Here is a 13,135-nt window from a genome sequence, read left to right as displayed (position 1 = left end):
CTATTTTGTGCGGTCATCATCTAAAAAACCATTTATTTTATCATTGAACCCATAAATACGGCGTTTTCCACCTACGTCAATCAAATTCACTTTACGGGTTTCACCTGGTTCAAAACGAATTGCAGTACCTGCAGGTATATCTAGACGTTTGCCTCTTGCTTTTTCACGATCAAATTTCAAGCCTTCTTCGTTTGCTTCATAGAAGTGAAAATGCGACCCCACCTGAACAGCTCGATCACCAACATTTTTCACCTCTAAAGTGATGGCATCATACCCTTCATTACATACAACTGGTTCTTTTGCTAACTTATATTCTCCTGGAATCATAACTTTTCCTCCTTCATCGAATCATTAAAATGAATTTATTGGATTGGATCATGAACGGTAACTAACTTTGTTCCATCTGGAAATGTTGCTTCTACTTGAATCATTGGAATCATTTCTGAAATACCTTCCATGACATCTTCTTTTGTTAAAAGATTTCTACCCTCGTTCATTAATTCAGAAACTGTTTTTCCTTCACGTGCGCCTTCTAAAATCAAATCCGTAATCAAAGCGATACTTTCTGGATGATTCAATTTTATTTTTTTGTCTTTTCTGCGTTGGGCGATCATCGCTGCCAAGCTGATCATCATTTTTTCTTGTTCTCTTGTTGTTAATTGCATAATAAATGCTCCCTTCTCATTTTATTTTGGCCATAAATCAAGTAGCATTAAGAATCCTGGAATCCAAGCAGTAATGATTCCTTCCCCTACCGATAGATAACCCACAAATTTCCCCAGATTTTTTCCGAGTGTATTTTCAAGAAATCCCGTAAACCAAAGAATTCCCCAGAGAAACCAAATTATTCCGTATAGCGTATTTCCGCCATACCCATAAAAACATAATATTCCTGCTGGAATCGCGTTGATTGCTACAAATAAACTGAACCAGCCATAAAGCTTCTGATCTAAATCAAACATCGAATTAATTGCTGTATAAAGATACGTAAACGCAAATAATAAACCAGTCGCACTGGCATAAAACCACGATGACTCTTTATTCGCCACTATCCCGTAAGAAAGAGCTACTAGGTTTAAAAGTAAACTTAATCCACCTGTAAATAGATTCATCACCACGACTGATTTATCTTGTGTTCCTTGTAATCGGTAAAGACCATTGCTTATTAACACCATTCCTACGTACAATAAAATAACACCAAGCATTTTTATCCTCCTATCTTCATTCAAATACGTTATTTATTAATTTATATACTATTTCTATACAATATACGTATAAAAGATTGTTTTATGGAAGCTTTGAAATGAGTAATCTATCAAAATGAGTAATTTTCCGATAAACCCCAACTAAATTTACTGACTTAAAAATAACTTTATAACGATTTATTATATGGAATACATTATCTACAAAAATTAAACTAGCTTGGTACACCAGCATTTATCCCTAAAGAAAAGGAAATTATTCTGCTCCATCGATTATTCTTTCCCAATCGATTTTATGAATTATATCTTACTCCTGTATACTGAAATATACAAATATTTTTCACGTTTTTAAATTTTTTTAAGAATTAATATAAAATAAAAAAGGAGAGTAGCTACAACTCTTTGAGTTATAGCTACTCTCCTTTTTTATAAAACGTTTGGTTATTTTACTCATAAAAAACTTATTCATTCATATCTTACTTCAACCAAATACAATCCTTCCGGATGTGCAGTTGGTCCAGCTAAATTCCGATCTTTAGCGGCAATGATTTCAGGAATTCTTGTTTCATTCATTCGACCATTTCCCATTTTAAGAAGTGTTCCTACCAATATTCGGATCATCTTATACAAAAAACCATCTCCACGAAATGTAAAAACCAGTTCGTCTCCCGCTTCATTGATCTCAAGTCTTGCTTCATGAATCGTTCGAACTTTATCCTCAATCTCGGTCCCAGAAGCACAAAATGACGTAAAATCATGCGTTCCAACTAAATCAGTCAACGCTCTCTGAATCTTTTTAATATCAACCTCATAAGGAAAATAACTAGCGTAGAATCGTTTAAACGGACTTCTTGGTTTCCCGATATCTACCCGAAATTGATAGATCTTCTCAACAACATGATAACGAGCATGGAAATCATCTGGTACGATTTCTACACTTTTAACAGCGATATCTTCAGGTGTTTGAGTATCGAGAGCATAACGCATTTTTTCCAAATCTCTCGTCTGTGGATAATCAAAATGAATCACCTGCCCTGCAGCATGAACACCTGCATCCGTCCGACCAGATCCAAAAATCGTGATTGTTTTGCCATTGTTCATTTTTCTTACTGTTTTTTCAACTTCTGCTTGAACTGTTCGTCCATTTGGTTGAGACTGAAATCCATTAAAATTGGTTCCATCATACGCAATAACTGCTTTATAGCGCGGCATTTCTTTTCCACCTTTACTTCTAACTTCTTATAAAAATCAATACTACTGTTAATACAGCGAATGCGAGCATCACGACCGTATCTTTTAAATGCCAATGAAGAATCCGATATTTTGTCCGACCGTCCCCACCTTGATAGCCACGTGCTTCCATTGCCGTTGCTAAATCTTCTGCTCGATTAAAGCTGCTGACAAATAACGGAATCAATAGCGGTACAACAGCTTTCATTTTTTGAATCAGATTTCCCTCACCAAAATCGACGCCACGAGCACGCTGAGCATTCATGATTTTCTCTGTTTCATCCATCAAGGTTGGTACAAAGCGCAATGCGATCGACAACATCAATGACACTTCATGCACAGGAAAACGAACTACTTTTAACGGACGTAATAAATACTCGATCGCATCTGATAAATCCAGAGGTGGTGTTGTCAACGTTAATAATGTAGACATGAAAATAATCAACACAAAACGACAGAAAATAAACAACCCATTAATTACACCAAATTCAGTGATTGTAAAAATTCCCCACTTAAAGTAAACTTCTCCACCTTGGGTAAACAACATCTGTAACGCAACCGTGAACAGAATCAACCAAATCAACGGTTTGATTCCCCGAATAAAGAAACGGATATTCACTTTGGATAGAAAAATTGCAAATAATGTAAAAATAGCTAAAACACCATATGTTTGCCAGTTATTCGCTAAAAATATAATGCCAATAAAATAAAAACTAGCAATCAATTTGGCTCTTGGGTCCATCGTATGAATAAATGAATCACCAGGAATATAACGCCCAAAAATCAACTTATTCATCACAGGTCTTCACCTGCCTTTTTTAGTCCTTTTAATAAATCCTCTGCTAGAGCTTCTGCGGTCAACGGTAATTCTCCAAAAGAAAAACCTTTTGCTAACAATTGCTCTGCAAAAGTCGCAGCCGTTGGTACACCTAATTGTTTTCCTTTCAACCAGTTAATATCTTGAAAAACTTCTTGGGGTGTACCTGCCTTAACAACCTGACCTTGTTCTAATACGATGACATGATCTGCATAATTAGCTACATCATCCATTAAATGTGTCACCAAAACGATTGTCATGCCGCGCTCTTCGTGGAGGCGTTGAAACATGGCCATCATTTCTTTACGTCCTTGTGGATCGAGCCCAGCTGTAGGTTCATCTAAAACCAATACTTCTGGTTCCATTGCCAAGACTCCCGCAATCGCCACCCGACGCATTTGACCTCCTGATAATTCGAATGGTGAACGTTCTAGATAACTTGCCTCCAGACCAACCAACTCAAGCATTTCAGCAGCTAATCGTGCAGCATCTTCTCCTGATACACCAAAATTCTTCGGTCCAAAAGCAATGTCTTTCGCTACAGTTTCTTCAAACAGTTGTGCTTCTGGAAATTGAAAAACAATTCCCACTTTTTTACGAATCGGCTTTAAATTTTTATTATTTGTTTCAGGAACAATCACTCGATCTCCAATCGTCACTGTCCCTTTTGTTGGCTTTACTAGAGCATTTAAATGTTGCAACAATGTCGATTTACCACTACCTGTATGCCCAACGATTGCTGTATAAGAACCATTTTCGATTGTCAAATTCAAATCAAATAATGCCCGCTGTTCAAATGGTGTATTGGGTTGGTACGTAAAATCTACTTGTTCAAAACGGATGTCCATAGCCAATCCACCATCCTTTCTTCAGTCAAATATTCATCTGGCACATCAACGCCTCGTTGTTTTAAGGCAATTTTTAACTTTTCTGGAAAAGGAAGATCTAAACCCATCTGAATCAACTCAGTTCCTGCTGAGAAAATTTTCTCGGGTGTGCCTTCACTGACAAGTTCCCCTTGCTTCATGACTAAAATCCGATTTGCATTTGCTGCCTCATCAATATCATGTGTAATTGAAATAACTGTCAAATTACTTTCTTCTTTAATTTTTTTGATTGTCGAAATCACTTCATCTCGTCCCTCAGGATCAAGCATACTTGTTGCCTCATCCAAAATGATGATATCTGGACGTAACGCCACAACACCCGCAATCGCTACTCGTTGTTTTTGACCGCCAGATAAACGAGCTGGTTCACGTGTGGCAAAGGTACTCATTCGCACCTTTTCTAGCGCATCCTTAACTCTGACAAGCATTTCCTCACGCGGAATCCCTTGATTCTCTAAGCCAAATGCAACATCATCTTCTACGGTTGATCCTACAAATTGATTATCTGGATTTTGAAAGACCATCCCAACCATCTTGCGGATATCCCAAACATTGGTTTCATTCAGCTCTTTGCCACCAACTGAAATACTTCCTGAAGCGGGTAACAATAATCCGTTGATTGTTTTTGCTAATGTTGATTTCCCTGATCCATTATGTCCAATAATTGCAATCCACTCACCTTGTTGGATGGAAAAAGATACATCTTTCAAAGCGGGAGAAGCATCTTCTGGTTGATAGTTAAAATCGATATTTTTTAATTCAATTATCGGTTGCATCGCGTACTCCCTCAATTATTTAGTCTTACTAACACTAACAAAAAATCAGTGTTTTTTCAATCATCTATTCTTATCTTTGTACTATTCTATATTATAACAAAATAAGTCGATTTATGTGTATTCTTATCTGTCAAGACAGAAAGTTTTTTAGGAATATCCAGTTATTTACTTATTAACAATAAAAAAAGATGAAAGAAAACTAAATTAGTTTTCTCACATCCCTTTTACTATTCCTACTTTTCATTGTGGCAATAATTATTTATTCAAATACTCAAATGCATATTGTGCATATAATTCCGCACCTATCTCCATAGCATCTTCATCCACATTGAAACGTCCATGATGATGAGCCCATTGCGTATCTTTCTCTGGATTTCCGCAACCTACTAACGCAAAACAACCAGATGTATTCTCTGTAAAGTAACTGAAATCTTCTCCTCCTGTGGTCGGTGGTTCTTGAATCAATGCTGATTCACCAAAGCTTTCTTTGATGATTGCTTGAGCAAATAATGCATCTTCTTCATCATTGATTACTGGTACAGTCCCGTAATTATACTCTACTATAGCTGTACCGCCATAAACAGCCGCCGTTTGTTCAGCATAGCGTTTTAAAGCTTTTTCCACACGATCACGCGTCTCAGTACTAAAACAACGTACCGTGCCATCTAAACGAGCATTTTCAGCGATGACATTAAATCGAGTACCAACATCCATTTTACCTACAGTCACTACGACTGGATCAAGCGGATTGATTTCTCTAGAAACAATTGTTTGGACATTCATCACAAAAGAAGAAGCAATCACAGCAGCATCTACGCAAGCATCTGGCATGGCGCCGTGTCCGCCACGTCCTTTAAAGTCGATTGAAAAAATATCTGCTGAAGCAAAAGACGAGCCCACAACACAAGAAGCTGTTCCAGAAAGCATCTGTGACCAAATGTGAATCCCAAAAACATCATCCACACCTTCTACAGCTCCTTGGGCAACCATTGCTTTAGCTCCTTGAGCATTTTCTTCTGATGGCTGAAAGATAAAGCGAACGGTTCCCTTGATCTCTGCTTGTACTTCTTTTAAAGCTTTCGCTGCAGTCAAGAGCATTGCTGTGTGAGCATCGTGACCACAGGCATGCATTTTTCCATCTTCTAATGACTTATAAGAAATACCATCTGTTAATTCTTGAACGGGTAAAGCATCCATGTCCGCTCGCAACGCAACCGTCTTTCCAGGTTGACCCCCAACAAGCTCCGCAATGATTCCTGTAGGTTCCGTCTTGCGATAAGGAATACCGATTCTATCTAACGTTTCAGCAACTTTTTCTGTTGTTCTAAATTCTTCAAACTGTAATTCCGGATGTTGATGTAAATCTCTTCTAAAATCTATCATTTCCTTTTTGTACTTTTGAACCAACTCTTTTAATTCTTTCAATTTATTCCCTCATTTCTATAGACTCAATAAAATACTCGAAAAGATACCTGCTAACACAACCGAAACAATCGTAACGGTTATAAATCCAGCGACTAACATCGGTGGCATCATATGACTTGTCAATGCTTCTTTTTCCTTTTCATCTTCGGTTAATGACTGAATAACTTCATTGGTGATAATGTAATCTGCTGGAAAGCCATATAAAGCAGTTAATGAGACTGCAAAAGCCATTTCTTTACTCACCCCTAAAAACTTCCCGACAATTGCAGAAAAGACATACATCCCTATCACACCAATCACAATAATGCCCACCATCGGTAATAATAATTCCTCTAGCATTTCTGGTGTTGCTTTTTTTAAGCCATCAAAAATAAAAAGCATTAATCCCAAAATAGCAAAACCAAAGCTATTCGCTTTTTTCAATGGTTGTTTTTCCAAAAAGCCTAATGTAGATGCCACAACACCTAAGAATAAGCATAAAACAAACGGGCTAATTGTTACAAAAGGTGCACACCAAACTGAAACGTAATACGCAATTAAAGTCACGATCGCCAAACGAAAGATTCGTGAAAAATCTGTATGGTATTTTTTAGGAACCTTGGTAAACATCTTAGGTGTACCTTCATCTGTTTCAGACGCTTCATTCTCTTGTTCATGAACCGGTGTCCATTCCCCACTGCGGTATTTTTCAAGCATTCGTTTTCCTTCTTTTTTCAACATGATCGACGTTAACGGATAACCTGCAAATCCTTGCATCACATAAATCAAAATAGCTAATACTGATAATGAGGTTAGACCGACTGATTGCGCCGCTTCTGACATGATCAGTGAGGATACGATCCCTCCAACGAGTGGTGGAACAGCAACTAGAACCGTTTTAAAATCGAAAAACAATGAACCCACTGTTAATAATAATACAACAATTCCTACAATTCCTGAAAATGTGATTACGATTGTTTTCCATTGATTTGCTAGTTCCTTGATTGATAATAATGTTCCCATATTCGTAATTAACAAATACATCAATAATGTTGCAACGACTGGTGGAATTCCCGCAATCTCAACGATATTTTCTGGAAAAAATGTCCAGTAACCAATAATAAATAATACTGCACAGATAAAAACAGATGAAACCCATGCTTTGGTTTTGATTGAGACAACATCCCCAATATACAAAATGGCCATCAATAGCGTAAAAGCTGTCATTTGTGCCATATTACTCCCCCTTTTTATAGCTCATTTATTTTGTCTGAAAATTCCGACTAACGAAAGTATACTAAAGATTACACTTAGATGCAATAACATAACAAATATTATTGAATTTATCCTTATGCAAAAAAGTCCTAAGAAAAAATCTTAGGACAAAAAAATACACCTTATACTATGATGAGTGCTTCCCTGCCAAATCAAGTCTGGCAGGGAAAGCGTTGAGCTAGACTAGGAGTCGCCTCCAACATCATAACACTCTAAAAGAATCATCTATAAAGTGACGGTATAGTTTGATTATTTAACAAATTCGATAATTACCATTGGTGCTGCATCTCCGCGTCTTGGTTCTGTCTTCAAGATACGAGTGTAACCACCTTGGCGTTCAGCGTAACGAGGTGCAAGATCATTGAATAACTTTTGTAAAGCTGATTCAACAACGATTTTTTCATCTTCTTCACGTACACTAGCAACTTCGTTTCGTACAAAAGTAGCTGCTTGACGACGAGCATGAAGATCTCCGCGTTTGCCTAAAGTAATCATTTTTTCTGTAGTTGAACGAATTTCTTTCGCACGAGCTTCAGTCGTAACGATACGTTCGTTGATAATTAAATCAGTAGTTAAGTCACGCAACATTGCCTTACGTTGGCTTGATGTGCGTCCTAATTTACGATAACCCACGTTGGTTTTCCTCCTTCGTAAAAAGTATTAATCGTCTTTACGTAAGCCTAAACCTAAATCATGTAGTTTTAGTTTAACCTCTTCAAGAGATTTACGACCTAAATTACGTACTTTGATCATTTCTGGTTCAGATTTATTTGTAAGTTCTTGTACAGTGTTAATACCTGCACGTTTTAAACAATTGTATGAACGAACAGACAAGTCTAGTTCTTCGATGGTCATTTCTAGCATTTTTTCTTTTTGTGTTTCTTCTTTTTCAACCATGATTTCAGCGTTTTTCGCTTCATCAGTAAGGTTAACAAAGATGTCTAAATGCTCCGTCATAATCTTAGCAGCTAAGCTAAGGGCTTCTTGAGGAATGATTGAACCATCAGTCCATATTTCCATTGTTAATTTGTCGAAGTCATCACGACGACCAACACGAGTGTTTTCTACTTGGTAGTTTACACGACGAACTGGTGTATAGATGGAATCAACAGGTAGAACACCAATTGGCATATCTTCCTTTTTGTTCTCGTCTGCTTGAACATAGCCACGACCAGGTTTCACTGTTAAGCGAGCATGGAAAGTAGCTCCTTCAGAGACACTACAGATAATTAAATCTTTATTCAAGATCTCAACATCGCTGTCAACGATAATATCGCCAGCAGTTACTGTAGCAGGTCCTGTAATATCGATCTCAAGGGTTTTTTCTTCTTCTGCATAAAGCTTTAATGCTAACCCTTTGATATTCAAGATAATTTGAGTTACATCTTCTCTTACACCTTTAATGGTAGAGAATTCGTGCAACACACCATCGATTTGAATATTGGTAATAGCAGCTCCCGGTAAAGAAGATAATAAAATACGACGTAGAGAATTGCCTAAAGTAGTCCCGTAACCTCTTTCCAGTGGTTCAACGACGAACTTGCCATAATCTCTATTCTCATCAATTTTTTCGATTCTTGGTTTTTCAAATTCAATCATTCTTATCTATACCCCTTTCAAAACGAAAAGTGTCTTGTTCAATGACGTTCTTAATTCAAACTCAGAATGAGTGGCACTCATTAAACACGACGGCGTTTTGGAGGGCGGCATCCATTATGAGGAACTGGAGTCACGTCACGAATTGCAGTCACTTCTAAACCTGTTGCTTGCAATGAACGAATAGCTGCTTCACGTCCAGAACCAGGTCCTTTAACTGTTACATCAACAGTTTTAAGTCCGTGTTCTTGTGCTGCTTTAGTTGCAGCTTCTGCTGCCATTTGAGCTGCAAACGGTGTTGATTTTTTGCTTCCTTTAAAACCTAATGAACCTGCAGATGACCATGCTAATGCATTACCATGACTGTCAGTGATCATTACAATTGTATTATTGAATGTAGAATGGATATGTGCAATCCCAGTTTCTATATTCTTTTTCACACGGCGTTTACGACTAACTTTTTTTGCTGCCATGAGGATCTAACCTCCTTCACTTAGGAATTATTTTTTCTTGCCTGCTACAGTACGAGCTGGGCCTTTACGAGTACGTGCATTGTTTTTCGTGTTTTGTCCACGAGTTGGTAATCCACGACGGTGACGGATTCCACGGTATGAACCGATTTCCATCAAGCGTTTGATGTTCAAGTTCACTTCACGACGAAGATCACCTTCAATTTTTAACTTATCAATTTCCGCACGGATAGCATCTGTTTGTTCGTTCGTTAAATCGCGAACACGAATATCTTCAGATACGCCAACGTTTGCTAAAACTTTTTTAGCTGTAGTGTTACCAATACCAAAAATATAAGTAAGGGAAATTACTACACGTTTATCACGAGGGATGTCTACTCCTGCAATACGAGCCATTCTACGTTACACCTCCTATTATCCTTGACGTTGTTTATGTTTTGGATTTGCTGGGCAAATGACCATAACACGTCCTTTACGGCGAATTACTTTACAATGTTCACACATTGGTTTTACTGATGGTCTTACTTTCATGATAATACCTCCCTGAATTTTACGGAGTACAATTATTTAAAGCGATAAGTGATTCGACCACGAGTTAAATCATATGGAGATAACTCTACAGTTACTTTATCTCCAGGTAAAATTCGAATGTAGTGCATACGGATCTTACCGGAAACAGTAGCAAGAACTTGGTGTCCATTTTCTAGTTCAACTTTAAACATTGCATTCGGCAAAGTTTCGACGACTGTACCTTCGACTTCAATCATATCTTCTTTAGCCACGCACAGTACCTCCTTGTACTTGTTTCGCATTTTCACACGATAAAATGGCGGAAACTTCAGCTCCCACCTAGAATTTTCAATTAAGCTTCCACAAAAAGGTAGAAGTCGGACTGATACATTCTATCATAAACTATTCTATTTGGCAAGAGAATCTGTATCAAACAAAATGGTAAGTTTGCGGCAATTCAGAAAACTATTTTTTTTCAATGATTTCTTTCACTTCTGAAAAAACAGTATCGATCTCGCGATTCCCATCTATTGTATGCAATACATTTTTAGCCTTATAAAAGTCTAAAATTGGTGCACTGCTTTTGATGTTGACTGCCAGACGGTTTTTGACCGTTTCAGGCTTATCATCTTCTCTTTGATAAAATTCATGTCCGCCGCAACGATCACATGTCCCTTCCACAGTAGGAGGATTGAAGATTTTATGGTAAGTTGCTCCACATGAACGGCAGATAAACCGTCCTGCTAAGCGTTCAACTAAAATTTCCTCTTCAACATGGATGTCGATGACAGCATCAATTTTTTTATTTAATTCTACTAACATTTTATCTAATGCTTCTGCTTGATCCAAAGTACGTGGAAAACCATCTAATAAAAAACCTTTATCAGTATCAGGTTCTGCCAAACGTTCTTTGACAATTCCATTCGTTACATCGTCTGGAACCAAAGCACCTTTATCGATATAAGATTTCGCTTCTAAGCCAAGAGCAGTTTCGTTTTTCATAGCAGCACGGAACATATCTCCTGTAGAAATATGAGGAATACCATAAGTATCCACGATCTGTTCTGCTTGAGTACCTTTGCCTGCCCCAGGCAGTCCCATTAAAATGAGGTTCATTTCATTTCCTCCTAATTTTAAAGGCTGGCTTTTGAAGCTAGCCCAGAAAGAGAATGGTGCTGAGGCAATCCCTCAACACACGACTCTTACTTATTGATAAAGCCAACATATTGACGTTTCAACATTAAACCTTCTAATTGTTTCGCTGTTTCTAATGCAACACCTATCACAATCAGTAAGCTCGTTCCCCCAAGACCGATAGACTGCGGTAATTTCCAGATCATTTGAGCAATGATTGGCAATAGCGCAACTAAGCCTAGGAATATCGAACCGACAACACTTAGTCTCATTAACATTCCAGAAATATATTCTTCTGTCCCTTTACCTGGTCGTACACTTGGAATATAACTTCCTTGTTTTTGCAAGTTTTCCGCTAATTTCTCAGGGTTAACTTGAACAAAAGCATAGAAGAATGTGAAAGCAACGATCAGTACAGTATAAATAATTGCACCTGGAACGGTATTGTAACTAAAAATTTGTGTCATTACATCATACCAACCTTCACCAGAATAACTCTTAGAAAAGGCTTGTAAAACAGCATTCGGCGTTGCAATCAATGAACTGGCAAAAATAACTGGGATAACCCCCGCAGCATTTACTTTTAACGGTAAATAACTACTAGTCGGCGCACCTGAAACACGTTTTGTATATTGGATTGGAATTTTTCGTTCTGCTTGCTGGAAAAACGTTACTAATGTAACGATAACCAAAATTGCAATAATTAAAATTGCAATAAAAATAGCAGATTGCCAAATTCTAGAAGATTCAATATTGATAAAGTAATCGTCAACGATTTCTTTGATACCTTCTGGTACCCGAGAAATAATCCCGGCGAAAATAATCATTGAAACCCCATTACCGATTCCTTTTTCAGTAATTTGCTCTCCTAACCACGTAACAAACATTGTTCCACCAGTTAAAATGACAGAAATCATCACAAACGTGCTGATGTTAGGATTTTTTACGATCCCAACTGAACTTAATTGTTGAAATCCAGCAGTAATCCCAATAGATTGAGCAATACCCAAGACAATCGTTAGATACCTTGTTGCTTGATTCAATTTCTTACGTCCAACTTCACCTTGCTTAGACCATTCTACGAATTTTGGTACGATATCCATTTGTAATAATTGAATGATGATCGATGCTGTAATATAAGGCGAAACCCCCATCGAGAAGATGGAGAAATTTTGCATCGCACTACCACTGACCATATTCAACATATTTAAAAATGGCAAATTGCTTAAGTCTTGCAAACCTTTTGCATTTACGCCTGGTACAGTTATATGCGCACCTAAACGAAATACAAAAAGAATGAATACAGTAAACAAAATTTTTGATCTAATGTCTTTGACTTTAAAAGCGTCTTTTAATAGTTTAAACATTAGATCACCTCGATTGTTCCACCAGCTGCAACAATTGCTTCTTCTGCTGCTTTAGAGAATTTAGCTGCTTTCACAGTTAATTTTTTAGTTGTTAGTTCACCATTAGCAAGAACTTTGATCCCAGCTTTTTCGTTTTTCACGATTCCAGCTTCGATCAATCCAGCAGGTGTTACTTCAGTTCCATCTTCGAAACGATTTAAGACATCTAGGTTGATGACTGCATAATCTTTACGGTTAATGTTCGTGAAGCCACGTTTTGGTAAACGACGGAATAATGGAGTTTGACCCCCTTCAAATCCTAGTCTTACACCACCGCCTGAACGAGCTTTTTGCCCTTTTTGTCCACGGCCGGCAGTTTTACCATTACCAGATGAAGTACCACGTCCAACACGGTTACGTACTTGGCGTGAACCTTCAGCAGGTTTCAATTCATGAAGTTTCATTGGTTTGGCACCTCCTTAACAATG

General features: G+C 37.6%; 18 protein-coding genes. All 18 read right to left on the bottom strand.

The features are described from left to right. The gene (locus tag IGJ34_RS01940) at nt 1-327 is read right to left on the bottom strand and encodes an urease subunit beta (protein ID WP_069641208.1); all 327 of its coding nucleotides are present in this window, start codon (nt 325-327) and stop codon (nt 1-3) included. A 35-nt stretch (nt 328-362) separates the two neighbouring features. Further along, on the bottom strand, nt 363-665 hold the full coding sequence (locus IGJ34_RS01935; protein WP_111248422.1) for an urease subunit gamma: 303 nt from the start codon (nt 663-665) through the stop codon (nt 363-365). Between the two features lie 21 nt (nt 666-686). Next, nucleotides 687-1,205, bottom strand: coding sequence for an AmiS/UreI family transporter (locus IGJ34_RS01930; RefSeq protein WP_430597988.1), 519 nt, complete (start codon nt 1,203-1,205; stop codon nt 687-689). Nucleotides 1,206-1,667: 462 nt separating this feature from the next. After that, on the bottom strand, nt 1,668-2,414 hold the full coding sequence (truA, locus tag IGJ34_RS01925; RefSeq protein ID WP_430597987.1) for a tRNA pseudouridine(38-40) synthase TruA: 747 nt from the start codon (nt 2,412-2,414) through the stop codon (nt 1,668-1,670). A gap of 19 nt (nt 2,415-2,433) precedes the next feature. Then, nucleotides 2,434-3,231 carry an energy-coupling factor transporter transmembrane component T family protein gene (locus IGJ34_RS01920; RefSeq protein ID WP_069654049.1) on the bottom strand — a complete coding sequence of 266 codons (798 nt, stop codon included), beginning with the start codon at nt 3,229-3,231 and terminating at the stop codon, nt 2,434-2,436. Then, nucleotides 3,228-4,097 carry an energy-coupling factor ABC transporter ATP-binding protein gene (locus tag IGJ34_RS01915; RefSeq protein ID WP_430597986.1) on the bottom strand — a complete coding sequence of 290 codons (870 nt, stop codon included), beginning with the start codon at nt 4,095-4,097 and terminating at the stop codon, nt 3,228-3,230. Before IGJ34_RS01915 ends, IGJ34_RS01920 begins: the two co-directional genes overlap by 4 nt. Next, nucleotides 4,073-4,912, bottom strand: coding sequence for an energy-coupling factor ABC transporter ATP-binding protein (locus IGJ34_RS01910; protein ID WP_069654051.1), 840 nt, complete (start codon nt 4,910-4,912; stop codon nt 4,073-4,075). The genes IGJ34_RS01915 and IGJ34_RS01910 overlap by 25 nt, the downstream gene beginning before the upstream one ends. A gap of 255 nt (nt 4,913-5,167) precedes the next feature. Continuing rightward, on the bottom strand, nt 5,168-6,337 hold the full coding sequence (locus IGJ34_RS01905) for a M20 family metallopeptidase (protein ID WP_430597985.1): 1,170 nt from the start codon (nt 6,335-6,337) through the stop codon (nt 5,168-5,170). Nucleotides 6,338-6,352: 15 nt separating this feature from the next. Continuing rightward, a complete protein-coding gene (locus tag IGJ34_RS01900; RefSeq protein ID WP_430597984.1) occupies nt 6,353-7,552 on the bottom strand; it encodes a hypothetical protein in 1,200 nt (399 codons plus the stop codon). A 288-nt stretch (nt 7,553-7,840) separates the two neighbouring features. Next, complete coding sequence (rplQ, locus tag IGJ34_RS01895) at nt 7,841-8,224, bottom strand: 50S ribosomal protein L17 (protein ID WP_010761666.1); 384 nt, start codon at nt 8,222-8,224, stop codon at nt 7,841-7,843. Between the two features lie 27 nt (nt 8,225-8,251). Further along, nucleotides 8,252-9,190 (bottom strand): DNA-directed RNA polymerase subunit alpha, encoded by a 939-nt coding sequence (locus IGJ34_RS01890; RefSeq protein WP_010761667.1) that lies wholly within the window; start codon nt 9,188-9,190, stop codon nt 8,252-8,254. An 80-nt stretch (nt 9,191-9,270) separates the two neighbouring features. Beyond that, a complete protein-coding gene (rpsK, locus tag IGJ34_RS01885; RefSeq protein ID WP_010761668.1) occupies nt 9,271-9,660 on the bottom strand; it encodes a 30S ribosomal protein S11 in 390 nt (129 codons plus the stop codon). Nucleotides 9,661-9,687: 27 nt separating this feature from the next. Next, nucleotides 9,688-10,053 (bottom strand): 30S ribosomal protein S13, encoded by a 366-nt coding sequence (gene rpsM / locus IGJ34_RS01880; protein WP_010766211.1) that lies wholly within the window; start codon nt 10,051-10,053, stop codon nt 9,688-9,690. 18 nt (nt 10,054-10,071) lie between these two features. Then, on the bottom strand, nt 10,072-10,188 hold the full coding sequence (gene rpmJ / locus IGJ34_RS01875; protein WP_002288710.1) for a 50S ribosomal protein L36: 117 nt from the start codon (nt 10,186-10,188) through the stop codon (nt 10,072-10,074). Between the two features lie 32 nt (nt 10,189-10,220). Next, nucleotides 10,221-10,439 (bottom strand): translation initiation factor IF-1, encoded by a 219-nt coding sequence (gene infA / locus IGJ34_RS01870; protein WP_002356224.1) that lies wholly within the window; start codon nt 10,437-10,439, stop codon nt 10,221-10,223. A 193-nt stretch (nt 10,440-10,632) separates the two neighbouring features. Continuing rightward, complete coding sequence (locus tag IGJ34_RS01865) at nt 10,633-11,283, bottom strand: adenylate kinase (protein ID WP_069654054.1); 651 nt, start codon at nt 11,281-11,283, stop codon at nt 10,633-10,635. Nucleotides 11,284-11,369: 86 nt separating this feature from the next. Next, a complete protein-coding gene (gene secY / locus IGJ34_RS01860; protein WP_069654055.1) occupies nt 11,370-12,668 on the bottom strand; it encodes a preprotein translocase subunit SecY in 1,299 nt (432 codons plus the stop codon). Beyond that, nucleotides 12,668-13,111, bottom strand: a complete 444-nt coding sequence (gene rplO / locus IGJ34_RS01855) for a 50S ribosomal protein L15 (protein WP_069635452.1) — start codon at nt 13,109-13,111, stop codon at nt 12,668-12,670. The genes secY and rplO overlap by 1 nt, the downstream gene beginning before the upstream one ends. Between the last annotated feature and the right edge of the window lie 24 nt (nt 13,112-13,135).

The sequence above is a fragment of the Enterococcus sp. AZ177 genome (assembly GCF_050544585.1).
GTDB classification, from domain to species: Bacteria; Bacillota; Bacilli; order Lactobacillales; family Enterococcaceae; genus Enterococcus_L; species Enterococcus_L plantarum.
This window is presented reverse-complemented; position numbering and strand designations above follow the sequence as displayed.

Coding starts and splice junctions, on each gene's coding strand:
- IGJ34_RS01940 (WP_069641208.1), bottom strand. CDS start 327: ATGATTCCAGGAGAATATAAGTTAGCAAAAGAACCAGTTGTATGTAAT.
- IGJ34_RS01935 (WP_111248422.1), bottom strand. CDS start 665: ATGCAATTAACAACAAGAGAACAAGAAAAAATGATGATCAGCTTGGCA.
- IGJ34_RS01930 (WP_430597988.1), bottom strand. CDS start 1,205: ATGCTTGGTGTTATTTTATTGTACGTAGGAATGGTGTTAATAAGCAAT.
- truA (WP_430597987.1), bottom strand. CDS start 2,414: ATGCCGCGCTATAAAGCAGTTATTGCGTATGATGGAACCAATTTTAAT.
- IGJ34_RS01915 (WP_430597986.1), bottom strand. CDS start 4,097: ATGGACATCCGTTTTGAACAAGTAGATTTTACGTACCAACCCAATACA.
- IGJ34_RS01910 (WP_069654051.1), bottom strand. CDS start 4,912: ATGCAACCGATAATTGAATTAAAAAATATCGATTTTAACTATCAACCA.
- IGJ34_RS01900 (WP_430597984.1), bottom strand. CDS start 7,552: ATGGCACAAATGACAGCTTTTACGCTATTGATGGCCATTTTGTATATT.
- IGJ34_RS01890 (WP_010761667.1), bottom strand. CDS start 9,190: ATGATTGAATTTGAAAAACCAAGAATCGAAAAAATTGATGAGAATAGA.
- rpsK (WP_010761668.1), bottom strand. CDS start 9,660: ATGGCAGCAAAAAAAGTTAGTCGTAAACGCCGTGTGAAAAAGAATATA.
- rpsM (WP_010766211.1), bottom strand. CDS start 10,053: ATGGCTCGTATTGCAGGAGTAGACATCCCTCGTGATAAACGTGTAGTA.
- rpmJ (WP_002288710.1), bottom strand. CDS start 10,188: ATGAAAGTAAGACCATCAGTAAAACCAATGTGTGAACATTGTAAAGTA.
- IGJ34_RS01865 (WP_069654054.1), bottom strand. CDS start 11,283: ATGAACCTCATTTTAATGGGACTGCCTGGGGCAGGCAAAGGTACTCAA.
- secY (WP_069654055.1), bottom strand. CDS start 12,668: ATGTTTAAACTATTAAAAGACGCTTTTAAAGTCAAAGACATTAGATCA.
- rplO (WP_069635452.1), bottom strand. CDS start 13,111: ATGAAACTTCATGAATTGAAACCTGCTGAAGGTTCACGCCAAGTACGT.